19 protein-coding genes are annotated in these 22,330 nt (G+C 62.7%); 15 read left to right on the forward strand and 4 right to left on the reverse strand.

The window, feature by feature from the left end; all coding sequences use genetic code 11:
• Window positions 1-148: 148 nt before the first annotated feature.
• Window positions 149-1,480 (forward strand): MFS transporter, encoded by a 1,332-nt coding sequence (locus tag B9Z01_RS22320; RefSeq protein WP_085487053.1) that lies wholly within the window; start codon window positions 149-151, stop codon window positions 1,478-1,480.
• Window positions 1,481-1,616: 136 nt separating this feature from the next.
• On the forward strand, window positions 1,617-2,966 hold the full coding sequence (gudD, locus tag B9Z01_RS22325; RefSeq protein WP_085487055.1) for a glucarate dehydratase: 1,350 nt from the start codon (window positions 1,617-1,619) through the stop codon (window positions 2,964-2,966).
• A gap of 89 nt (window positions 2,967-3,055) precedes the next feature.
• Here gudD and B9Z01_RS22330 read toward each other — a convergent pair whose 3' ends face one another.
• The gene (locus tag B9Z01_RS22330) at window positions 3,056-4,564 is read right to left on the reverse strand and encodes an MFS transporter (protein ID WP_085487152.1); all 1,509 of its coding nucleotides are present in this window, start codon (window positions 4,562-4,564) and stop codon (window positions 3,056-3,058) included.
• Window positions 4,565-5,055: 491 nt separating this feature from the next.
• Between B9Z01_RS22330 and B9Z01_RS22335 the strand changes: the two genes are divergently transcribed.
• Together B9Z01_RS22335 and B9Z01_RS22340 are read left to right on the forward strand one after the other, a co-directional pair.
• Window positions 5,056-5,433 carry a DUF1493 family protein gene (locus tag B9Z01_RS22335; RefSeq protein WP_085487057.1) on the forward strand — a complete coding sequence of 126 codons (378 nt, stop codon included), beginning with the start codon at window positions 5,056-5,058 and terminating at the stop codon, window positions 5,431-5,433.
• 318 nt (window positions 5,434-5,751) lie between these two features.
• Window positions 5,752-6,762, forward strand: a complete 1,011-nt coding sequence (locus B9Z01_RS22340) for a porin (RefSeq protein WP_420814711.1) — start codon at window positions 5,752-5,754, stop codon at window positions 6,760-6,762.
• Between the two features lie 241 nt (window positions 6,763-7,003).
• On the opposite strand, the gene B9Z01_RS22345 is transcribed toward B9Z01_RS22340, so the two are convergent.
• Entirely contained in the window at window positions 7,004-8,080 is a 1,077-nt protein-coding gene (locus B9Z01_RS22345; protein WP_143809029.1) for a porin, read from the reverse strand.
• Window positions 8,081-8,380: 300 nt separating this feature from the next.
• Between B9Z01_RS22345 and B9Z01_RS22350 the strand changes: the two genes are divergently transcribed.
• The 4 genes from B9Z01_RS22350 to B9Z01_RS22365 all read left to right on the forward strand — a co-directional run bounded on the left by B9Z01_RS22350 (window position 8,381) and on the right by B9Z01_RS22365 (window position 12,737).
• On the forward strand, window positions 8,381-9,724 hold the full coding sequence (locus B9Z01_RS22350) for an MFS transporter (protein WP_085487157.1): 1,344 nt from the start codon (window positions 8,381-8,383) through the stop codon (window positions 9,722-9,724).
• 35 nt (window positions 9,725-9,759) lie between these two features.
• Complete coding sequence (locus B9Z01_RS22355; protein ID WP_085487061.1) at window positions 9,760-10,593, forward strand: IclR family transcriptional regulator; 834 nt, start codon at window positions 9,760-9,762, stop codon at window positions 10,591-10,593.
• Between the two features lie 151 nt (window positions 10,594-10,744).
• Entirely contained in the window at window positions 10,745-11,452 is a 708-nt protein-coding gene (locus B9Z01_RS22360; RefSeq protein ID WP_085487063.1) for a dienelactone hydrolase family protein, read from the forward strand.
• A gap of 31 nt (window positions 11,453-11,483) precedes the next feature.
• The gene (locus B9Z01_RS22365; protein ID WP_085487159.1) at window positions 11,484-12,737 is read left to right on the forward strand and encodes a Zn-dependent hydrolase; all 1,254 of its coding nucleotides are present in this window, start codon (window positions 11,484-11,486) and stop codon (window positions 12,735-12,737) included.
• A 132-nt stretch (window positions 12,738-12,869) separates the two neighbouring features.
• Here the strand turns inward: B9Z01_RS22365 and B9Z01_RS22370 are convergent, their stop codons facing one another.
• Window positions 12,870-13,721, reverse strand: a complete 852-nt coding sequence (locus B9Z01_RS22370; RefSeq protein WP_085487065.1) for an IclR family transcriptional regulator — start codon at window positions 13,719-13,721, stop codon at window positions 12,870-12,872.
• Window positions 13,722-14,019: 298 nt separating this feature from the next.
• On the opposite strand from B9Z01_RS22370, the gene B9Z01_RS22375 reads away from it, so the two are divergent.
• The 5 genes from B9Z01_RS22375 (at window position 14,020) to B9Z01_RS22395 (ending at window position 18,809) form a co-directional block, all read left to right on the forward strand.
• Entirely contained in the window at window positions 14,020-14,778 is a 759-nt protein-coding gene (locus B9Z01_RS22375; RefSeq protein WP_085487067.1) for a substrate-binding periplasmic protein, read from the forward strand.
• 83 nt (window positions 14,779-14,861) lie between these two features.
• Window positions 14,862-15,473 carry an amino acid ABC transporter permease gene (locus B9Z01_RS22380; protein ID WP_244196122.1) on the forward strand — a complete coding sequence of 204 codons (612 nt, stop codon included), beginning with the start codon at window positions 14,862-14,864 and terminating at the stop codon, window positions 15,471-15,473.
• Window positions 15,470-16,213, forward strand: a complete 744-nt coding sequence (locus B9Z01_RS22385) for an amino acid ABC transporter ATP-binding protein (protein WP_085487071.1) — start codon at window positions 15,470-15,472, stop codon at window positions 16,211-16,213. Before B9Z01_RS22380 ends, B9Z01_RS22385 begins: the two co-directional genes overlap by 4 nt.
• Window positions 16,210-17,505, forward strand: coding sequence for an NAD(P)/FAD-dependent oxidoreductase (locus B9Z01_RS22390; RefSeq protein ID WP_085487073.1), 1,296 nt, complete (start codon window positions 16,210-16,212; stop codon window positions 17,503-17,505). Before B9Z01_RS22385 ends, B9Z01_RS22390 begins: the two co-directional genes overlap by 4 nt.
• 29 nt (window positions 17,506-17,534) lie before the next feature.
• Window positions 17,535-18,809 carry an NAD(P)/FAD-dependent oxidoreductase gene (locus B9Z01_RS22395; protein WP_244196123.1) on the forward strand — a complete coding sequence of 425 codons (1,275 nt, stop codon included), beginning with the start codon at window positions 17,535-17,537 and terminating at the stop codon, window positions 18,807-18,809.
• 112 nt (window positions 18,810-18,921) lie between these two features.
• Here the strand turns inward: B9Z01_RS22395 and B9Z01_RS22400 are convergent, their stop codons facing one another.
• A complete protein-coding gene (locus B9Z01_RS22400; RefSeq protein ID WP_085487075.1) occupies window positions 18,922-19,554 on the reverse strand; it encodes a methylated-DNA--[protein]-cysteine S-methyltransferase in 633 nt (210 codons plus the stop codon).
• A 282-nt stretch (window positions 19,555-19,836) separates the two neighbouring features.
• On the opposite strand from B9Z01_RS22400, the gene B9Z01_RS22405 reads away from it, so the two are divergent.
• Window positions 19,837-21,213: a leucine-rich repeat-containing protein kinase family protein gene (locus B9Z01_RS22405; RefSeq protein ID WP_085487077.1), complete on the forward strand. Its 1,377-nt coding sequence runs from the start codon at window positions 19,837-19,839 to the stop codon at window positions 21,211-21,213.
• Window positions 21,214-21,307: 94 nt separating this feature from the next.
• A complete protein-coding gene (locus B9Z01_RS22410) occupies window positions 21,308-22,288 on the forward strand; it encodes a substrate-binding domain-containing protein (RefSeq protein WP_085487079.1) in 981 nt (326 codons plus the stop codon).
• The last annotated feature ends 42 nt before the right edge of the window (window positions 22,289-22,330 follow it).

Here is a 22,330-nt window from a genome sequence, read left to right on the forward strand (position 1 = left end):
CAGGGTAAACACCCGATTGGATTTCTCAAAAATACAAGAGTAGACTGTCGTCGTACAACATACCGCGTGCGCCGTGAGGCCATGCACCCCGCCTCGATACGCCGCGTTGCGTTCGATCAGGCCACCTCGGCCGGCCCTGGAGACAATTTTGGCATCTGCTCTCACCACTGCGCTTGATCCGCTGGAATCGGCGGTTTCGAAAGTCAAGCGGAACGTGCTGCCGCTCTTTCTGATCATGTTCATCGCGAACTATATCGACCGCGTGAACATCGGCTTCGTCAACGCGCACATGAAGACGGATCTCGGCATCGGCGCCGCGGCTTACGGGCTCGGCAGCGGTCTGTTCTTCATCGGCTATGCGCTCTTCGAAGTGCCGTCGAACGTGCTGATGCAGAAGTACGGCGCGCGCGCATGGCTCACGCGCATCATGGGCACGTGGGGGCTCGTCGCGGGCGCGATGGCGTTCGTGTGGAACGACACGTCGTTCTACGTGCTGCGTTTCCTGCTCGGCGTCGCCGAAGCGGGCTTCTTCCCCGGCGTCGTCTATTACTTCACGCAATGGCTGCCGCAGAAAGAGCGCGGCAAGGCAGTGGCGATCTTTTTGTCCGGCTCGGCGCTCGCGTCGGTGCTGTCCGGTCCGATCACCGGTTCGCTGCTGTCGATTCGTGGCTTTGGCCTGCAAGGCTGGCAGTGGATGTTCCTCATCGAAGGCGCGTTTTCGATCGTGCTGTGCGGCGTGAGCTGGATGATGCTGAAGTCGCACATTCGCGACGCGCACTGGCTCACCGCTGAAGAGCAGAGCGTGCTCGCAAAGTCGATCGCGGCGGAGCAGGCCGAGCGCGAAGCGCAGGGCGGCGCGCATCTGCCGGCCATGAAGCTGCTGAAGGATCCGCAGATCGTGCTGTTCTGCTTCCTCTACTTCGCGATCCAGTTGACGATCTACGCGGCCACGTTCTGGCTGCCGACCATCATCCGCAAGATGGGCGGCCTCTCCGATTTCGAGGTCGGCATGTTCAACGCGATTCCGTGGCTGATCTCGATGGTCGCGATGTACGGCTTCGCGGTGGTGTCGGCGAAATGGCGCTTCCAGCAGGGCTGGCTCGCGGTCGCGCTGGTAATCGCGGCGGCGGGGTTGTTTGCGTCGACCTCGGGCAATGCGGTGTTCTCGTTCGTTGCGATCTGCTTTTCGGCGATCGGCTTCAAGGCCGCGTCGTCGCTGTTCTGGCCGATTCCGCAGGGCTACCTCGACGCGCGCGTCGCCGCTGGCGTGCTTGCCTTGATCAACTCGATCGGCAATCTCGGCGGCTTCTTCGCGCCGGCCACGTTCGGTTATCTGCAGCAGCATACCGGGTCGATCACGGGCGGCCTCTATGGTCTCGGCGTCGCGTCGCTGCTCGCGGCGGCGGCGGGTTTCTTCACGCGCAACAAGCCCGGCAGCCGCGAGCCGTTGCCGGAGCCGTTGCACCGTGACGTACAGTGACTACACTGACGCGCATGCCGGCCGTCGCGCGCCTGGCCACGCATTCAATCCATTTTCATCCGGCCCGCTCGAACGCACGCGCAGTTCGCGATGCCCTCCACGGGCCGGCTCATTTCATCAAACAGGTGCTTTTCCCATGTCCACGAAACCTTCTGAATCGAACGCCACGCCGGTCGTCACCGAGCTGCGCGTCGTGCCCGTCGCCGGCCGCGACAGCATGCTGATGAATCTGAGCGGCGCGCATGGTCCGTTCTTCACGCGCAACGTCGTGATTCTGCGCGACAGCTCGGGGCATACCGGCGTCGGCGAAGTGCCGGGCGGCGAGAACATCCGCAAGACCATCGACGACGCGCGGCCGTTCGTCGTCGGTCAGTCGATCGGCAATCTGCAGGCGATTCTGAACAAGGTGCGCACGCAGTTCGCCGATCGCGACGCGGGCGGGCGCGGTCTGCAGACCTTCGATCTGCGCACCACGATTCACGCGGTGACCGCGCTCGAAGCGGCGCTGCTCGATCTGCTCGGCCAGCATCTCGGCGTGCCGGTTGCGGCGCTGCTCGGCGAAGGCCAGCAGCGCGACGAAGTGGAAATGCTCGGCTACCTGTTCTATATCGGCGATCGCAACAGGACGGACTTGCCGTACGCGAGCGGCGCCGATGGCCGTGACGACTGGGAGCGCCTGCGCACCGAAGAGGCGATGACGCCGGAAGCGGTCGTGCGTCTCGCCGAGGCCGCGCACGCGCGCTACGGCTTCAACGACTTCAAGCTGAAGGGCGGCGTGCTGCAAGGCGATGCCGAAATCGAAGCGGTGACCGCGCTTGCCGAGCGCTTCCCCGCGGCGCGCGTGACGCTCGATCCGAACGGCGCGTGGTCGCTCGCGGAAGCGGTGCGCCTGTGCCGCGACAAGCATGATGTGCTTGCCTACGCGGAAGATCCGTGCGGCGCGGAAAACGGCTACTCGGGCCGCGAAGTGATGGCCGAATTCCGCCGCGCGACCGGCCTGCCGACGGCGACCAACATGATCGCGACCGACTGGCGCCAGATGGGTCACGCGATCCAGTTGCAGTCGGTCGACATTCCGCTTGCCGATCCGCATTTCTGGACCATGCAGGGCTCAGTGCGCGTCGCGCAGATGTGCAACGACTGGGGCCTCACGTGGGGCTCGCATTCGAACAACCACTTCGACATTTCGCTCGCGATGTTCACGCACGTCGCGGCAGCGGCGCCCGGCAAGATCACCGCGATCGACACGCACTGGATCTGGCAGGACGGTCAGTACCTGACGCGCGAGCCGTTGCAGATCGTCGGCGGCAAGGTCAAGGTGCCGCAAAAGCCCGGCCTCGGCGTCGAGCTGGACATGGATGAACTCGACAAGGCGCATGCGCTGTACCAGCAGCACGGCCTCGGCGCGCGCGACGACGGCGTGGCGATGCAGTATCTGATTCCGAACTGGAAGTTCGATAACAAGCGCCCGTGCCTCGTGCGCTGAGTTGGGTCGAGCCGAACTCGACGCAGAGTTTGAAGATGTAAAAAGAGCGGCTGCGCGGGAAACCGCGCAGCCGCTCGCACTTTCCGCACTCAACCGCGCCGGAACACCACGTGCGAAATCCGCTGAACGAGCAGCGCGGCCGCGAGCGAGGCCACCGCCGTCAGCCACACGCCGAGATGAATCGACTGCACGAGCGCATCGCGCGCCGTGTCGATCAGCGCAAGCGTGTCGAGCCCCGACGATTTCATATCCGCGATCAACCGGGTGCGCGATGCCTCGTCGATCAGAATGCGCAGATCGACGAAGCGCGGCCGCCATTGCGATGCGGCTGGTTCGCCGAGCACGCTCATCGTGCGCGTGACGACGTTGCGGTAGTGATGCGAGACCACGGTCGCGACGATGCTCGTGCCGAGCATGCCGCCGACCATGCGCGTCGATTGCAGCAGCGCCGTCGTGATGCCGAAGCGTTCGCGCCCGGCAATCTCCTGGGCGAACACGTTCAGATTGTTGAGGATGAAACCGAGCCCGATGCCGACCGCCGCCATCGGCAGGACGATCCGCACGTGCGGCGTATCGGGATTCGCGAACGCCAGCGCGATCGACGCGAACATCAGCAGTGCGAAACCGATCGAGAGAATTCGCGTGGGCTTCTTCATGTGAATCACGATGCGCGTGTTCAGCAGACTGCCGAGCGCGATGCACGCGGCGATCGGCGTCGCGAGCAGGCCGGCCTGTTGCGGCGACAGCCCGAAGCCGCCTTGCAGCAGCAGCGGCGCGAAGAAGATCAGCGAGAACATCACGAAGCCGGACAGCATGCCGAGCGTGAACAGTGTGACGAGCTGCGCGTCCTTGAACAGATCGAGCGGAATGATCGGATGCGTCGCGCGTTTCTCGCAGATCAGCAGCGCAATGGCGCCGGCGATCACGCAGGCGCCGAGCACCAGATTTCCCGCGCTCAGACCGCTCTTCGGCACCGCTTCGATGAAGGCCTGCAAGCCGCCGAGCACACCCGCGACGAGCGCCGCGCCGAGCCAGTCGATTTTCACTTCGTCCTGCTGCGCACGCCGGAAGCTAGGCAGATGCGCCCAGATGAAATAGAGCGCCGCCGCGCCGACCGGCAGGTTGACGAGAAACGTGGAGCGCCAGCCGAGGTGTTCGCTCATCCAGCCGCCGAGCGATGGCCCCGCTGCCGTGCCGATGCCGTACGCGGCGGCCAGCACGACCTGCCAGCGAACGCGGGTGCGCGGATCGGGGAACAGATCGGGGATCGACGCGAACGCGGTGCCGACCATCATCCCGCCGCCGATGCCTTGCAGCCCGCGCGCGATGACGAGAAACAGCATGTCGTTGGCGAGCCCGCAGAGCACCGAGGCGATCGTGAACGTGATGACCGCGGCGATCACGAAGCGCTTGCGGCCGAAGTAGTCGCCGAGCCGTCCGAACACCGGCACCGTCACCACCGACGCGAGCAGGTACGCGCTTGCGATCCACGCGAAATATTCGAAGCCATGCAGCTCGGCGACGATGGAGGGCAGTGCGGTGCTGACGACGGTCTGGTCGAGCGCGACCAGCATATTGACGAGGCCGATGCCGAGCATCGCGAGGAGGGCGTTGCGAAACGGCAGGGCGGAAGCAGCGGCGGTGGAATTCACGGATCGGGCAGAAGGCGGTTCGGGTGGGCGCTGCGCGGCGGATCGCGGGGCGGTTTTTTCGCGGCTTCGCGCAACGCAAGTTGTCTGACGTCTTCGGCGATTATACGGGTTTGCCCTTATTCGAAACTATTCGTTGCGCGAAAAAGAGACACGGAAGCTGCAAAAAAGCCGTGCACGGTAAGGCTTGGCTTTGGGGCGGGGCATCGGATCAGTACCTTCAGGCGCGGTGTCACGACCCTGGAATCGCCTGCTCACATCACGTCATATTGGCGTCCCACCTTTCCCGGAGTGATCGTTCTTTCGGAGTTCTCCGATATCAATACTGTTCGCGATTCTTTGGAATGGCTGTGGGGATATGGTTAGAGTTGAAGGCACTGCGGAGGGAATCATCAGGTGAGAAATCATATTTTCAAGTTTAATGCGCAAGCGAGTTAAATATGGATGATCCAGAGATTTCTGCAGAACTTGTGGAATTTATCAGAAAGAAATTCTTGTATCCTGCCAGGCTTCCGATAAGTCTGAACACTCGCGTTGAGGATGATCTTGGCGTGGCAGGTGACGACTCCCTAGTTTTTATGATCGCATTTTTTGAGAAATTTAATGTGATGCCAGGGGATTTTGATTGCGATAGATATTTTGAGGGGGAAGGAGTATTTGATCCTTTTTCCGCGATAGTTCGGATTGTATTTCGCAGAGTTAAAGAGGAGTGTGCGCGAGAATCGCTGACCATCGCCATGCTTCAACATGCAATAGACCTCGGTGTATGGGATAGCCAACGCTTACGAGACCGGGAAAATCAACGTAACAAGGAGTGACTGGAAAAACCCACCGGTAACGCGTGCTTCAACGAACCCAGCCACATCGCGCCGAGGCCTCGCAAACGGGTCACTCCGCAATCTCGCACGCGGCGGCTGCTCACGAAGCACAGGGCATGCACGTGCTGCCGAGCCGGATCGAACGTGGTAAGTTCGCTCGCGGTACACCCGATCGATGTGTCCGCGGAGGACCTCATCCTGCACCACGTTCCGGCTTCATTGCTCAAGAAAGCCCGTAAGACTTCTGCAATCCCGTCGCGCCAACGGGAGGCCGCGGGGCTTTGCCGCGCGATCGCGAGCATGAGCACGATCGCGCTCATGAGCACCACCGCGCTGCTGCTATGCGCACACAACGCGGCCGCCGCCGACATGAACGCGGGCTTCGTCTCGCTATACGGCGTCTTCGACACCAGCATCGAAATCACCGACCCGGGCTCCGGCTGGACGCCGCGCATGGATTCGGGCGCGTATCGCGGCTCGCGCGTGGGCTTGCATGGCGCGGAGCCGATCGGCGACGGCACCGCCATCGTGTTCACGCTCGAAAACGGCTTCGGCTCGACCGACGGCTCGTTGCAGGTGCCCGGCTCGATGTTCAACCGGCAGGCGTGGATCGGCGCGAGCGGCGCGTGGGGCGAAGTAAGAATGGGCCGCCAGTACTCGCCGATCTACATTCCGTTCAAGGGCGATCTCGATGCATTCGGCGCCGGTACGATCGCATCGGGGCTCAACAATCTGTCGAAGATCACGCCGTACGCGAACAATGCGCTCACGTATCTGTCGCCGCAAATCGCCGGCCTCAGCGCGACCGTCATGATGGCGACGCGCGATCCGTCCGAGGATGACGGCAACGGCATCGACGGCTACTACGTCACGGCGTCCTATCGGCTCGACCAACTGCATCTGCTGTACGCGCATCAGCAGACACACGGCGCCGGCGCGTTACGCGCGAATCTCGGCGGCGCGAGCTACGGCTTCGGCAAGCTGCGCGTGTGGCTCGCGTTTTTCAATGGCGACGGCGGTACGCCGGTCTATCACGGCGCGGGTGGGTCGCTCTCCGCTCAATACAGTTTTTCCGCCGACGCGCGCGCTTCACTCGGCTATGCGCACGTGCGCGACTACACGACCGCTGGCGCGAGCGCGGACCAGTTCAGCGCCGCGTTCGAATACAACATGTCGCGTACGCTGCTGCTTTACTTCAGCGCCGCCTATCTCGCGAACCACGACGACGCGAGCTTCACGCTGCGCGGCGTCAACGTGACTGGACTGCCGGTCGCCTATCCGGGTGCGCCGGTTGCGGGCGTGCAATTCGGCGTGCTCGAACGGTTCTGACACGCTTATTGGTAACACGGTCGGAATCACCACAACCCTCGCCCATGTCTTTCCCGCTTCCGGCATGACGCTAGCGCTTCGACGTAACAAGACCATCGCCACATCAACGTCAGCCGGACGCGTTGCAATCCTCATAGGCAAATAATGTAACCACGACACGCATGAATCGGGTGCCGAGCTAGTGCCTGATTGCGCGCCTGGCTGCCCAGAACTCTGTGCGCGGATAAGGCATATGGCACGCTCAGAACGAGTGAGTGATCCCCACATGGGCCAGCACCTGCGTTTGCGTCGACGAATTGCCGTTCGGGTAGGTTGTCGCCGTCGCGTCTTCGCCTGACGCTTTCTGGTACGTAAGCGTCACCTGAACCTGCGTGCGCTTCGACAGCGAATACAGATTGCCGACTTCGACCATGTTCCAGTGATCGCCGCCCATCTTTGAATACGTGTAGTTGAGCGTGACCGCCTCGGCGGCGGTAAAACGATAAAGCAGGCCAACGTCCTGGTTCTGCATATACGTCGATGCGCTCGCGCCTTTGATCTCGGTGCGCGTATAAAGCGCGTTGCCCAGCAGCGCGTCGCTGAACTTCCACGTCGCGCCGATGCCCAGGTTGTTCACCTCGTTCGACTGGAACGTCTTCGTCGAGGAAAGCGATTGGCCGAGGAAACTCGTGAAGCCGAAGTACGTGTACATGTCGAGCACACGTCCCTTGGTCGTCATGTATGTAACGCCGGCCGAAAGCGGACCATTGTCGTAGGTCGCGTAGCCTCCCGCCGTATGGCCGGTTGCGTCGGAGCCCGCGAAGCCGTACATGCCCCCCACGTGAAAGCCATAAAAGTCCGGGCTTCGGTATTTCACGGCGTTTTCAATCTGATAGCCGTTGGTGAGGCTGTCGAGATTCCCTGCGTGGAACGCGTAAAGGTTGCGATTCCAGAACGCGTTCGAATAGCGGATCGCCACATCGTCCATCAAATCCGCCTGACGCCCCAGCGTGAGAGTGCCGTACGGGCTTTCCACACCCACGTAGGCGTTACGGTCGAATAGCGTGTTCGATTTGATGAGATTGCCGGTGTTGATGTTGAAGCCGCTCTCGAGCGTGAAGATGGCTGCGTAGCCGTTGCCGAGATTCTCCTTGCCCGTGAAGCCCCAGCGCGTGGGCGAGCCGATGCCCGACGCGGTGCCGAAGGATGAACCTCCCTTCTTGTTGTTGATGTAGGTGAGGCCGGAATCGACCTGTCCCCAGAGCGTGACGGAACTCTGCGCGTGCGCCAGCGATATGCTCAGCAAGCCGCAAGCGGCGATAAGAAGTTGTCTCTTCATGTTTTGATTGTGGAGGCGTGAACAAAAAGGCCGCATCATGCTATCGAGCCAGTGAAATTGACCATATATGGTTTTTTTGTTGTCCAGTGGACGACATTGGGTTAATAATAATGGTGGCATTTACTTCAAATCAAGAAAGACATTTGTCTGTTGTGGCTTGACGACAGCGGTTTGTCGTTCTAGCATCGCCGCACATGGAATTAGTGACCATATATGGTCAAAACATCACCAAATTTTCGATACTCCCTGCATGGAGGAGACACCGTGCCCGCAGTCCGAACCACCCGCGTGCGATTCCTGATGCTGTTCCTCGTGTTTGTCGGAACCGTCATTAACTACGTGGACCGAGCGAATCTTTCCGTGGCCGCCCCCTTGCTGAAGCACGAATTCGGGCTCGGACCTGTGGAAATCGGCGTGCTGTTTTCCGCTTACGCGTGGACGTACGTGATCGCGAATATTCCTGGCGGCTGGGTCGTCGATCGCTTTGGCTCGCGCGTGATGTACGCGCTCGCCGTGCTGATCTGGTCGGGATTCACGGTCGCTCAGGGCTTTGCCGGCCGCTTTGCGACGATCTTCGGGCTGCGGCTGGGCGTTGGCGTAGCGGAGGCACCGACCTTTCCGGTCAACAACCGCGTCGTCTCGATCTGGTTCACACAGCGCGAGCGCGGCACAGCGACGAGCGTTTATCTGGTCGGGCAGTACATCGGCATGGCAGCGTTCACGCCGATGTTGTTCTGGATCGCGCACAGTTTCGGATGGCGCGCGATCTTCTGGGCGACGGGCGTAATCGGCATCATCTGGTCTGGTGTGTGGTATTTGCTCTACCGCGATCCCGAGGCTTGCTCATGGGTGAGCGAGGCGGAACTCGCGTACATTCGCGAAGGCGGCGCGCTCGTCGGTTCCCATCGGGTGGCGAGCGGCGCGCAGAAGCAGAAATTTCCGTGGCGCAAGCTTGCGACGGTGTTCTCGAACCGGCAGATCATCGCGATCTGCATGGGCAAGTTCGCATCGCTTTCGTCGCTTTATTTTTTCCTGACCTGGTTTCCCAGCTACCTGATCAGCGAGCGTCACATGACGGTGCTCAAGGCGGGCGGCGTGACGGCGGTCCCGTTCGTCGCGGCGTCGATCGGCGTGGTGGCGGGCGGCTTGCTGTCCGACTGGCTGCTGCGCCGCGGCGCGAGCGTCGGCGCCGCACGCAAGACGCCGATCATCACGGGCTTGCTGCTCGTGCCGACCATGACGCTTTCGCTTCTGACCGACAGCAATACGGTTGTCATCGCCATCATGTCGTTCGCGTTCTTTGCGCAGGGCGTGGCATCGGCATCATGGTCCCTGATCGGCGACATCGCACCGAAGAGCATGATCGGCATCACGGGTGGCGCGGTGAACTTCGCGGGTAACCTCTCTGGTATCGTTACGCCGATTGCGATCGGCTTCATCCTGCGCGAAACGGGTTCGTTCGGCTGGGCGCTTGGGCTTATCAGCCTGTTTGCGGTGCTCGGCGCGCTCGCTTATACGTTCCTGCTCGGCGAGGTGAAGCGCATCGAAATCGACGATGAGCCGCTCGACGCATCGGCTCGCGCCGTACGATCGCCCGCGCTTGACGCACACAGCCGCGAGGATGCGCGGTCCACACAGGACTGAGCCGCATATTCGCCGCCTTCCTACTAGACAGGTTTATGTCCGATCTCCACGAGACCGCCACCGACGCAGACGAGACCTATCTCGTGCCCGCGCTTGAACGAGGGCTGCGTATTCTCGAACTGTTCTGCCATCAGGACCCGGTACTCACGCCCAATGTCATCGCGCAGCGTCTGAACCTGCCACGTACGACGGCAATTCGCCTCGTGCAGACGCTGCAGTCCCTCGGCTACCTGGAACGCGCAAATCGCGACCGCGATTTCCGGCTCGGCCCGCGCGTGATGAAGCTCGGCTTCGAATACCTGAACTCTCTCGCGATCACCGACGTCGGTACGCCGGTGATCGAGCGTCTGCGTGACGAAACGGGCTTCGCGAGCCATCTCGTGGTGCGCGATGGGAGAGAAGTGGTTTTCGTCGCGAAGGCGTGGACGCACGACAACACACTCAGCACGATCAAGGTGAATGTGGGCACGCGTATTCCGGCGCACGCGTCGGTACACGGCCACGTGCTGCTCGGCGATCTGGACGAGCAGCATATCGCGGAGCTTTTTCCCGAGCCCATGCTGCCGACCTATACGCCGCATACGCCGCGCAACGCGAAGGAAATCTACGAGCGCGCACAGACGTATGCGGCCGAGGGCTGCGCGATCAGCGAGTCGTCGTTCGAGCAGGGTATTTCGGTGATCAGCGCGCCGGTGCGCGACAGCGGCGGCCAGATCGTGGCCGCCGTCACACTGACCGTGGCGCGTCCGTTCCTCGAAAAGACCATGGTCGACCAGGACCTCGTAGGACGTGTGAAGGCGGCGGCGAGAGATCTCTCGGAGCGCCTGTGCTACTACGGCGAAGAAGACGGCGCCAGGGATAAACGTTGACGCCTCATTAACACGGTTATTGCGCATTCGCCTGATGAATCCAGCTTGAAGCGTGTTGCTGAAACGTGTTGCGTGAGCGCCGCGCGTGCTCGATAGAACAGAATTCACGGCAGCGCTATGCTAGCGGTTTCGTCTACTCGAGGAGCAACCGATGAAACAGCCAGCAGGTTCGATGATTACTTTCAGCCGCCCTGACGGCCAGCAGCTCCAGGGTTATCTTGCCAGGCCGCGGAAACTGGAGGGCGCGCCCGCCATCGTCGTGATCCAGGAATGGTGGGGCTTGAACGACCAGATTCGCGGTGTCGCCGACCGTCTTGCGCAGGCCGGTTATCTCGCGCTCGTGCCCGATCTTTATCGAGGCAAGTCGACGGTGGAAGAGGAAGAAGCTCACCATCTGATGAGCGGCCTCGATTTCGGCGACGCCGCCACGCAGGACGTGCGCGGTGCGGTCCAGTATCTGAAGCAGCACGCGGCGAAAGTAGCCGTGACCGGCTTTTGCATGGGCGGCGCGCTCACGCTGCTCGCGTTGTGCAATGTGCCCGAACTGGCAGCCGGTGCCGTCTGGTATGGCTTCCCGCCGCTCGACTATATCGACGCATCGAAGATCAAGGTGCCGGTGCTGGGCCACTGGGGTTTGCAGGACGAATTCTTCGCGGCCGAAACGGTCGACGCGCTGGAGAAGAAGCTTGGCGATGCGAAGGTCGACGTCGAGTTCCATCGCTATCTCGCGCATCATTCGTTCGCGAACGAAACGGCGGTCGGGCCGGGCCGCATCGCGAAGACGCAATACGATCCGGTGTGGGCGCAGCAGGCGTGGGATCGCACGCTGACCTTCTTCGGCCGTACGCTTTGGAAATAAGCTGTCTAAATTGATTGCGGGAGACAACAACGTGGTGAAGATCGACCCGAACCGTCTGATGGGCGACCTCAAACGGCTGCGCAGTTTCGGCGCGACCGGTCCTGGCGTGGTGCGGCTTTCGCTGTCGCCGGTGGATCTGGCGGCGCGCGAATGGCTGGCCGCGCGGATGACCGAAGCGGGGCTCGACGCGCGCATCGACGGCGTGGGGACCGTGTTCGGGCGCTCGCGCAACAGCGGCCCCGCGCTGCTGATCGGCTCGCATACCGATACCCAGCCGACCGGCGGCTGGCTCGACGGCGCGATGGGCGTGATGTACGGGCTCGAGATCGCCCGTGCACTCGCGGAGAACGACGCCACGCGTCACCTGGCGGTGGACGTCGCGTCGTGGATCGACGAAGAGGGCACCTTCTCCGGCTTGCTCGGCAGCCGCAGCTTCGTCGGCGATGCGGTCGATGAATCGATTCGCGGCGCGACGAACCGCCAGGGTGAGCGCCTCGAAGACGTGCTCAAAGCCGCCGGACTCGCGGGCCGGCCACGCGCACGTTTCGAAGCGGGGCGGCAGGTCGCCTATCTCGAGCCGCATATCGAACAGGGCGGCCGGCTCGAAGCGATCGGCAAATCGATCGGCGTCGTGACGACGATCGTCGGGCTGCGTGAAGCGCGTCTGCGCTTCACGGGCCAGCGCAATCATGCAGGCACGACGCCGATGGCGATTCGCCGCGACGCGGGCGCGGCGCTCGTCGCGTTCATCGCGCGGATGAACGATGCATTCAAACAGCTTGCGGACGCCGACACGGTCTGGACGGTCGGCCGCATCAATCTCGACCCGGGCTCGATGAGCGTCGTGCCGGGCGCAGCCGACATGTATCTGCAATTCCGCGACGCGAACACCGCGCGTCTGCAGGCGATGGACCAGCGGCTGGCTGAACTGGTGCGCGACTTCAATGTGCAAAACGCGGCGCAAAACGCGGTGAGTGTCGAATTGCAGACGATCGACGAGCCGATCGAACCGGTCAGCATGGACGCCACGCTCGCCGAACATATTGCGCGAGCCGCCGAGGCGCTCGCGCCGGGGCAATGGCTGCGCATGCCGAGCGGCGCCGCGCACGACGCGCAGGTGATCGCGCGTTGCATGCCGGCCTGCATGATGTTCGTGCCGAGCATCGGCGGCGTGAGCCACGACTTTATCGAAGACACGGCCGAGGAGCATATCGTGCTCGGCTGCCAGGTCGCGGCGACGGCCGCGGCTTCGATGCTGCTGGAGGCGTCGGCGAAGCGTTCGTGATGGCGCGCGGCGTTGACGGCGCGATGGATTCGCCGCCAACGCCGCAAGATGAATCGCGCGCCGCCGTTCACCCGTCATTCGACGTGCGAGAGCACGGGCCATCGCTCAGCGCCGAAGCCCCGGTGAAACGGTCTATCCCTTCTGTTTCGGAATATTCGTGAACGGCGCGAGCGCCTGAGGCGTCGGCGCGGCAGTCGATATCAGGCGCGCGGTCTCCTGCATCATCGGAATGAGACGGGTAACCGCGCGCTTGAACGTCCACTTGCCAACGAGCACGGACATCTGCAAAGCGGCGACGACCTTATTACTCGAATCGAAGATCGGAACGGCAAGGGCGAGATCGCCACGAAAGTATTCTTCGTTGCAGTGCGCGTAGCCCCGCTCACGCGACAGGCGTATGTCGTCCATCAACGCGTCGATGTCCGTGATGGTGGTCGGCGTGTATTTGACGCGATCGCAAGCGAGCAGGTAATCGCGCGCCTCCTCCTCGCCGAGTGCGGACAGGTAAGCGCGGCCCGCCGACGAACAGTACATAGGAATGCGCCGCCCGACGGGCATGTGCGCCAATAAACGCATCGGACTGGGAAAGCGCCCGATGTAGATCATGTCCGCGCCCGCGGGCTCAGCGAGGTTGACCGTCTCCCCTGAATGGCGATTCAGCTCCAGCAGGAATGGATTCGCACGGCTCAACAATGGGTGCGACTCCAGATAGCGACAGCCGACTTCCAGCGTGCGCGACGACAACGAATAGCGCTTCGTCAGCGGATCTTTCTCGAGCAGTCCGAGTGCTTCCAGCGTGAATGCAAAGCGTTGCGTCGCGCTTTTGGAGATGCCCGCGAGCGCGGCGATCTCCGGAAGATTCAGCGCGCGATTTTCCGGACCGAACACGCTAAGCACCGAGATACCGGTCGCGAGGGACTGCACATAAAGCGAAGAGTCTTCCGGCGGCGTATTCGCCGATTGCTGGCCTCGGCTCGTGTTCATGATCGTGAGAGCGTATTTGAATTCGATATTTGGCTATTGAATCACAATACGACAATTAGCGCGATGATTTCATCTGCAACGGGAACGTCTTGAGCGAAAATTAGCGGGTAAACCCCTATAACTCCGCGTAACTTGGTGTCAATATCAGATTGACGTCAAAAAAATAGCCAGTTATAACAATTACTCGCCGATACGATAGTATCGCTATACGATACAACTTGGAGCGATAAGCACTTCGCTTCGTACCCGCTGCCGAGTTCTTCAAGCCGCTTTGCCGATATCCAAAAAGGGGATTTCCATGTTGAAAAGGCTGAATGTGTTGATGGTGGGCATCCTGTGCGCCACTTCGTTCTCGATCGCGCACGCGGAGCCGGCACCCTTGCGGGTCGGCGCGACGCCCACGGCTGTTCCCTTCAATTTCCTCGATCCGAAAACCAACACCTTGCGCGGCGCGATGATCGACGTGGCCGAGGCCGTCGGCAAGGAGGCCGGCTACAAGACGGACGTCACGCCCATTCCCTTCGCGTCGCTCGTGCCCTCCCTTCAGACCAACAAGATCGATCTGATCTCGTCTGCGTTCGCGAAGACGCCGCAACGCGCGCAGGTCGTGGACTTCACGCAGATCGTCATCGAATACGGCGAAGCCCTGATCGTGCCGTCGGACGACAAGACCGACTACAAAAGCCTGTCCGACCTGAAGGGCAAGACGGTAGGCGTGCAGATCGGCACGCTGTATGTCGATCCGCTGAAGGCCGTGCCCGGCATCAAGGACGTGAAGATGTACGACACCATGGCCGATCTCGTGCGCGACGTATCGCTGCATCGCCTCGACGCAGCCATTGGAGACGGTCCGGTCATCGCTTATCAGGTGCATTCGTCGGGTGCGAGCGGTGTGCGCTACGTCGACAGCTACAAGTCGTCCTTGCCGACCAATATCGCGCTTGCGGTGCGCAAGGGCGATGACGCCCGCCGCGCGCAGCTCGATAGTGCGATCACGAAGCTCAAGGCCGACGGCACGATCGATTCGATTCTGAAAAAGTGGAACGTGACGCACTGACCGACATCCTCTGACTTCCGAAGCGGGATATACCGATGTTCGAATCATTCACAAGCGATGCAATCGAATTCGCGCCCGTGCTCATGCAGGGCGTGCTGACCACCATCGCCATTACCGCCGCCGCGCTCGTGATCGCCACGTTGCTCGGCCTGTTCTGGGCGCTGTTGCGAGTCAGCGGCGTCGCGGCCTGCGCGCACGCCAGCCGTCTGCTGACCAATCTGCTGCGCGGCGTGCCGATCATCGTCATCCTGTTCTACATGTACTTCGTCATGCCGGAGTTCGGTGTGAGCCTGACGGCGTTTCAGGCGGGCGCACTGGGCTTGGGGATCGCGTATTCCTCGTATATGGCCGAGGTATTTCGCGCGGGCATCGAGGCCGTGGATAGCGGGCAATACGAGGCCGCGCAGTCGCTGGGCATGTCGCGTCTGAAGCTGATGCGCCGCGTGGTGTTGCCGCAAGCTCTCCGCATCGCGTTGCCGCCCTACGGCAACAACGTCGTCATGATGCTGAAGGACTCGTCCCAGACGGCCGTGATTACCGTGGTCGAGCTGTCCATGCAGAGCAAGCTGATCGCGGCGGCGACATTCAAGAGCGCGACGATCTTCACCCTGGTGGCGCTGATCTACCTGGCGATGAGCTTGCCCATGATGTACGGCATCGGAAGATTGGAACGACGTCTCGGGAAGGGAAAATGATCAAGATCGAAAATCTCAGCAAGTCGTTCGGCGAGCATTGCGTGCTGCGTGACATCAACGCGGAGATTAACAAGGGCGAAGTCGTGTGCCTCATCGGACCGTCCGGCTCCGGCAAATCGACGCTCCTGCGCTGCATCAACGGATTGGAGCAGTACGATGGCGGCCGCATCACGATCGACGGCGTGCCCGTCGACGCGCGAAGCCGCCAGATCAACACGATACGCCAACGCGTTTCGATGGTTTTCCAGCGATTCAATCTCTTTCCACACCGCACCGCGCTCGAAAACGTGATGGAGGGGCCGGTGCACGTCAAGGGTGTCGACGTTCGGAGCGCATCGGCGCGCGCGAAGGAGTTGCTTGCATCGGTTGGTCTCGCCGAGAAGACGCAGCATTACCCGAGGCAACTGTCGGGCGGCCAGCAGCAACGCGTGGCGATCGCGCGCGCGCTCGCCATGGAGCCGGAGGCCATCCTGTTCGATGAGCCGACTTCGGCGCTCGACCCCGAACTGGTCGGCGAAGTGCTCTCCGTCATGCGCACGCTTGCCGACAAGGGCATGACGATGGTTGTCGTCACACATGAGATGGACTTTGCGCGCAGCGTATCGGATCGCGTGCTGTTCCTCGACGGCGGGCGCATCGCGGAACAAGGTCCATCGCGCATCGTGCTGACACAGCCGAGCAACGACCGCGTGCGGGACTTTCTCAAACGTGTGACTCACACCGAGTCCCTTTCATCATGAAACGCGATTCATTCGATCCGGCAGGGACCTTGTGGTCCAGCACGACCGTGGCGCGCAGTCCCGCGCAGACACTCAATGAATCCATCGACGTCGAGGTGGCCGTCATCGGCGGCGGCTTCACGGGTTTGTCGTCGGCGCTCCATCTCGCTCAATCGGGCCGGCAGGTGGCGTTGTTCGAGGCATTCGAAGTCGGCCACCGCGCGTCCGGACGCAACGGCGGACAGGTCGTGCCGGGGTTCAAGCCGACGCCTACGAAATTGATCCAGCGCTTCGGCGATGAGGTTGGCCGGCGCATGATCCGCTTCGGCTACGGCAACGCGGATTATCTGTTCGATCTCGTCTCGGAGCTTCGGATCGACTGCGCGGCGACGCGGCAAGGCTGGATTCAGGGCGCGTTCTCGCCCGCTTCGGTGACGTACCTCGAACACAGGGCGCGCGAGATCAATGCGCATGGCGGCGATGTCGAGTATCTGTCGGGCGAAGCCATGTTTGCCGCCACGGGCTCGCGGTTCTGGCAGGCGGGCTTGCTGGAGCGCCGCGCGGGCGCCGTTCATCCGCTCGCGTTCACGCGCGGACTGGCGCACGCGGCAGCCGGGCGCGGCGTGGCGTTCTACGAGCACTCGCCGGTGAGCGGCATCAGTGAAGAGCGCGGCGCAACGATTCTGCGCGTCGGCAATCATGTCGTGCGCGCCGCGCGCGTGATCGTGGCGACCGACGCCTACACGGGACAGCTTTGGCCATCGGTTGCTCAGTCGTATGTGACTGTCGCGAGCGCGCAGATCGCCACCGAACCGCTGCCCGAGTCGCTGCAGCAATCGTTGATGTCGCGCCGGGCCGGCATTTCGGAAACGAGGAAGATCACCTACTACTGCCGGCTCGATCCGGACGGCCGTTTCGTGATCGGAGGACGAGGCCGCGCCGCCGATCACATCGATCCCGCGACGGAGCAGCAGTTACGCACGGCTGCCCTCGCACGCTTTCCGCAACTGGAGGGCGTTCGCTGGGAGCATCGCTGGGCGTGTCGCGTCGGCATGACGATCGACGATTTGCCGCGTGTTCACGAACTCGCGCCGGGCATCTGGACCGCCTACGGCTACTGCGGCCGAGGCGTGGCGATGGCGACCGCGCTCGGCCGCGTGCTGGCCGACGCAGTCAATGGCGTGCCCGCCCAAAGCCTCGACTTCCCGGTCACCCCGCTGCGGCGCATCCCTTTCTTTCCGGCGCGTCAGGTGGGTGCGGCGCTGGCAATCAACTGGTATAGGCTGCGCGACGCGTTGGGTCATCCCGCCTGAACCTCGGCGGATATCGCTACAAGACAAACATGATCATGAGAACCATGGCGGGTGCGCCTGATTCAGTCGATGTCGCCATCGTGGGCGGCGGCATCATCGGCGTGAGCACGGCTTACTGGCTGGCTAGGGCGGGCGTGCGCACCGCGCTGTTCGAGAAAGGGACGCTCGCCTGTGAACAGTCGTCGCGCAACTGGGGATGGGTGCGCACGCTTTCGCGCGACTTGCCCGAAGTCCCGCTCGCGCTTCTCGCCAATCGCCGCTGGCAGGAGATTCAACAGCAAGTCGATGTGGGCTATCGCCAGAACGGTTTGCTCTATCTGCAGGAAAACGATCGGGACGCGCTCGAGCACACGCGATGGCTCGAAAACGCGAAGTCATACGGCGCGCGTGCCGAATTCCTGAGTCAGCGCGAGGTGCGGCAACGCCTTCCCGAATCGGGCCGGGCATGGACCGGCGCGATGTATAGCGCAAGTGACGGCGTTGCCGAGCCGCAACTGGCGACGGTGGGCATCGCCGCGCTTGCGCGAGACGCGGGCGCCACGCTGCTGGAGCATTGCGCGGTGCGTGGCATCGAGCGCAGCGCGGGCCACGTCAGCGGTGTCGTCACCGAGCGCGGGCTCGTGCGCGCGCAGAATGTGCTGGTGGCTGCCGGCGCGTGGTCGAGACTGTTTTGCGGAAACCATGGAATCGAGTTTCCGCAACTCAAGGTGCGAGGCTCGGTGCTGCGCACCGAACCCTTCGACGCGAACCTGTCGCTTTCGATCAATGGCAAGGACTTCACTTGCCGCAAGCGCGCGGACGGCGGATACACGGTCTCGCAATTTTCCGCTTCGGTAGCCGAACTCGTTCCGGACAGTTTCCGGCTGATGCGGAAATTCATCCGGCCCTGGATAGCAAATCGTTCGATCGTGCGGGTTCGACTCAGCGATCGCTTCATCGACGAATGGAAGATTCCAACACGATTCGCCACGCACAGCGAATCGCCGTTCGAACGCTGCCGCGTACTGGATCCGCTTCCTTATGCGAAGGGTATCGATCAGGCGTGGACGCGTTTGCAGGAGAGTTTTCCGGTGTTCAAGGGAGCGCGCATCGCTCAGTCGTGGGGCGGCTATATCGACGTGACGCCCGATGCGATGCCCGTCATCGCTGCGCTTCCTGATAATCCCGGACTGTTCCTCGCTTCGGGATTTTCCGGTCACGGATTCGGAATCGGTCCGGCGGTCGGTGAATGCGTGGCCGCGCTTCTGCGTGGCGGCCGCTCGCCGGTCGATCTGGCCGCGTTCAGCTTATCCCGGTTCGCCTGAGTTTCAGGCGGCGCGGCGTATCGGTCGGCGCGGGCGGCTCAGGTTGGGCGGCTCCGGCAGCAACCCTTCGCAAACCCGGAGACGACCGGCCGCCCGCTCCCCATAGGTACGCTCAGTTTCCAAACAGCGACGCCTGCGTTCCACGGCTCGGCGCATGACGTGCAGGTTTCGCGTGCGCGCTGTCTTTGGCTGCTTGCGCCGACTCCTGCACGGGCGTTTGCACTTGTGTACCGGCGGCCGTATCCGCCGCCGCTTCCAGTGAAGTTTGCCCCGCTTCGAGCGAGAGCAGCAGCATCTTGTTCGCGAGTCCGCCGGCGAATCCGGTCAACTCGCCCGATGCACCGATCACCCGATGACACGGCGCGATAATCGAAATCGGATTCTTGCCGTTGGCCGCGCCCACCGCGCGCACCGCGTTGACGTTGCCGATTTGCTGCGCGATTTCCGTGTAGCTGCGCGTCTGGCCGAACGGGATCGTTAGCAGCGCGTGCCAGACTTTCTTCTGGAACTCGGTGCCCTGAAAGTCGAGCGGCAGATCGAAGGTGTCGCGCGTGCCCGCGAAATACTCGCGCAATTGCCGCTCAGTTTCGACGAGCACCGGATGCTCGCCCGCTTCGCTCATCTCGCCGAGGCGCACCCGGTTCGGCTTGTCGTTCTCCCACAGAATCGCGGCGAGACATTCGCCCTTGGCTACGAGCTTCAATTGGCCGACGGGCGAATCGATCAACTTGTATGCGTACGTCATTTTGCCTGGCTCCTGACGGGTTGGAGGTATTCGGGCCGCGAGGCGGGGCTGCGTGAATTGGCAAGCCGGCTTCGCGAATCAGCACAGAAAACTGCGCTGCTATCAGGCAGTGTGCCCTTCGCGTTCTCCGAAGACGCTCCAGATATTGCTATCTGATTCGCGTTCATGATGGCCGCGCGGAACACGGCGATCATGTCACTGTACCGCAGACGGCCCGCGACTCAGTAGAATTGACACCTTCGGCACGACGCGCGGCGCTACCCGTATCTCTTCCCCACGACTGTGACCACGACTTTAGAACAACTGCGAGCCGGGCAACTGGCGGGCGCGCGTCAGCTCAAACTGGCGTGCGGCCTGAGCGAATTTCCGCGCGAGATTTTCGATCTCGCAGATACGCTCGAAGTGCTCGACCTCTCGGGCAACGCGCTTTCGGCGTTGCCCGCCGATTTGCCGCGCCTGCGCAACCTGCGTATCCTCTTCGCGTCCAACAATCCGTTCACGAGGCTGCCCGAAGTGCTCGGCGAATGCGCGCAATTGAGCATGATCGGCTTCAAGGCGAATCGCATCCGCGAAGTGCCGGGCCGCGCGCTGCCGCCGCAGTTGCGCTGGCTGATCCTGACCGACAACGAGATCGAATGCCTGCCCGCGGAGCTTGGCCGCTGCACGCAATTGCAGAAGCTGATGCTGGCCGGCAACCGGCTGCGCGCGTTGCCCGAGGAACTGATCGCATGCTCGCGGCTCGAACTGCTGCGGCTCGCGGCGAACCGCTTCGATGAACTGCCGCGCTGGCTGCTGCGTCTGCCGCGACTCGCGTGGCTCGCGTATGCGGGCAATCCGTTCAGCGCGGCGCTCGAAGATGCGGCATTCAGCGCTGCGCCGATCCGCGAGATCCGCTGGGACGCGTTGAGGCTCGAACAGCAATTGGGCGAGGGCGCATCGGGCGTGATCTATCGCGCGACGCTGCGCGCGGATCGGCACGGTGCGCAAGAGCGCGAGCCGCGCGCGGTCGCCGTCAAGCTGTTCAAGGGCGCGGTGACGAGCGACGGTTTGCCCGACTGCGAGATGGCCGCTTGCCTGCACGGCGGCGACCATGCGAACCTGATCCCGGTGCTCGGCAAGGTGGCCGGTCATCCGGCGGGCGCGCATGGTCTTGTCATGGAACTGATCGACCCGCGCTTCGTCAATCTTGCGGGACCGCCGAGTTTGACGTCCTGTACGCGTGACGTCTATCGCGACGGCACGCGTTTCCACCTCGCTGCCGTGCTGGGAATCGCGAGCGGCATCGCGGATGTCGCGAGTCATCTGCACCGGCGTGGCGTCATGCATGGCGATCTATACGCGCACAATATCCTGCATGGCGGCGCGGGGCGCGCGCTGCTCGGCGACTTCGGCGCGGCGTCGTTCCATGCAGCCGGCGATCGCGGCCTCGGCATTGCTTTGCAGCGGCTCGAAGTGCGCGCCTATGGCTGCCTGCTCGAAGAACTGCTCGAACGATGCGATGCGCTCGATGCGCAGCCGCGCTTTGCTGGACAACTCGCTGGACAAGTCGCTGCGCAACTCGCCACGTTGAAGGCGCGTTGCCTGAGTGAAGAGATCGACAGCCGGCCGCTGTTCGATGAAATCGCCGCACACCTCGCGGCACTGAAGGACGAGTCATGAGCACGCAACGATACCGGCGAGGCCGACGGCCCGGGCGGTTCATATCGATACGCGGCGCGGCGATCCGCCGGTGCGGCTGCGAAGGAGATAACTGATGACGCAGAACATGCGCCGCCGTGTGCTGCTCGCCGGCGCGCTGGCCGTGGCGGGGCTTCCCGCTGTTTCCATCTTTGCGGACAAGGCGCGCGCCGAAACGCTGCCCGGCACGAAGCAGAAGATCGCGCTCGTGCTGAAGGCGATGTCGGACCCGTTCACGGTCGCGATGGTCAACGCCGCGCGCAATTACCAGCAGCACTTCGCGTCGCAATTCAGCCTGACCATTCGCGGCACTGTCAAGGAGACCGACACCGCCGCGCAGATCCGCATGGTCGAGGAGATGATCAAGGCGAAGATGAACGCGATCGTGCTCGCGCCGACCGACTCGAAGGCGCTGACCGCGGTCGTCGCGCGCGGCATCAAGGCCGGCATCATCGTGATTACGATCGACAATCCGCTCGACGATGCGGCGCAGGCGGCCGCCGGCATCTCCGTGCCGTTCGTCGGGCCGAACAATCGCAACGGCGCGAAGCAGGTCGGTGAATATCTCGCCGCGCGCCTGAAGCCCGGTGACGAGGTTGGGATCATCGAAGGCATTGCGGTCAGCAGCAACTCGCAGCAGCGCACCGCCGGCAGCCGTGACGCGATGGAGGCGGCGAGCGTGAAGGTCGTCGCGGTGGAGCCCGGCGACTGGGATTACGGCAAGGGCCGGGACGTGGCCGCGAAAATGCTCAACGACTATCCGCAGATTCGCGCGCTATTATGCGGCAACGACAACATGGCGATGGGCGCGGTCGACGCGATTCGCGACGCGGGCAGAAGCGGCGGCGTCTACGTGACCGGCTACAACGCGATCGATGCGATCAAGCCGTTGCTCGCCGACGGCCGTGTGCTCGCGACGATGAACCAGTTCGCTGACCGGCAGGCCGTATTCGGCATCGACTTTGCGCTGAAGGCGGTGACCGAGCGGCGCAAGCAGCGGGACTTGTCGAAGCTGATCGAGACACCGCTGCAACTGGTGACCGCGACAAAACGTTAGGCGTGGCACGCGGCACTTCGTTTCGCTAAAGGGCCGTGATCC

The sequence above is a fragment of the Paraburkholderia susongensis genome (genome assembly GCF_900177725.1).
Classification (GTDB): domain Bacteria; phylum Pseudomonadota; class Gammaproteobacteria; order Burkholderiales; family Burkholderiaceae; genus Paraburkholderia; species Paraburkholderia susongensis.

Excerpts from the sequence above, each read along its gene's own strand:
- gudD (WP_085487055.1), top strand. The coding sequence starts at position 1,617 with ATGTCCACGAAACCTTCTGAATCGAACGCCACGCCGGTCGTCACCGAG.
- B9Z01_RS22330 (WP_085487152.1), bottom strand. The coding sequence starts at position 4,564 with ATGCTCGGCATCGGCCTCGTCAATATGCTGGTCGCGCTCGACCAGACC.
- B9Z01_RS22335 (WP_085487057.1), top strand. The coding sequence starts at position 5,056 with ATGGATGATCCAGAGATTTCTGCAGAACTTGTGGAATTTATCAGAAAG.
- B9Z01_RS22340 (WP_420814711.1), top strand. The coding sequence starts at position 5,752 with ATGAGCACCACCGCGCTGCTGCTATGCGCACACAACGCGGCCGCCGCC.
- B9Z01_RS22345 (WP_143809029.1), bottom strand. The coding sequence starts at position 8,080 with ATGAAGAGACAACTTCTTATCGCCGCTTGCGGCTTGCTGAGCATATCG.
- B9Z01_RS22350 (WP_085487157.1), top strand. The coding sequence starts at position 8,381 with ATGCTGTTCCTCGTGTTTGTCGGAACCGTCATTAACTACGTGGACCGA.
- B9Z01_RS22355 (WP_085487061.1), top strand. The coding sequence starts at position 9,760 with ATGTCCGATCTCCACGAGACCGCCACCGACGCAGACGAGACCTATCTC.
- B9Z01_RS22360 (WP_085487063.1), top strand. The coding sequence starts at position 10,745 with ATGAAACAGCCAGCAGGTTCGATGATTACTTTCAGCCGCCCTGACGGC.
- B9Z01_RS22370 (WP_085487065.1), bottom strand. The coding sequence starts at position 13,721 with ATGAACACGAGCCGAGGCCAGCAATCGGCGAATACGCCGCCGGAAGAC.
- B9Z01_RS22375 (WP_085487067.1), top strand. The coding sequence starts at position 14,020 with ATGTTGAAAAGGCTGAATGTGTTGATGGTGGGCATCCTGTGCGCCACT.
- B9Z01_RS22380 (WP_244196122.1), top strand. The coding sequence starts at position 14,862 with ATGCAGGGCGTGCTGACCACCATCGCCATTACCGCCGCCGCGCTCGTG.
- B9Z01_RS22385 (WP_085487071.1), top strand. The coding sequence starts at position 15,470 with ATGATCAAGATCGAAAATCTCAGCAAGTCGTTCGGCGAGCATTGCGTG.
- B9Z01_RS22390 (WP_085487073.1), top strand. The coding sequence starts at position 16,210 with ATGAAACGCGATTCATTCGATCCGGCAGGGACCTTGTGGTCCAGCACG.
- B9Z01_RS22395 (WP_244196123.1), top strand. The coding sequence starts at position 17,535 with ATGATCATGAGAACCATGGCGGGTGCGCCTGATTCAGTCGATGTCGCC.
- B9Z01_RS22400 (WP_085487075.1), bottom strand. The coding sequence starts at position 19,554 with ATGACGTACGCATACAAGTTGATCGATTCGCCCGTCGGCCAATTGAAG.
- B9Z01_RS22410 (WP_085487079.1), top strand. The coding sequence starts at position 21,308 with ATGACGCAGAACATGCGCCGCCGTGTGCTGCTCGCCGGCGCGCTGGCC.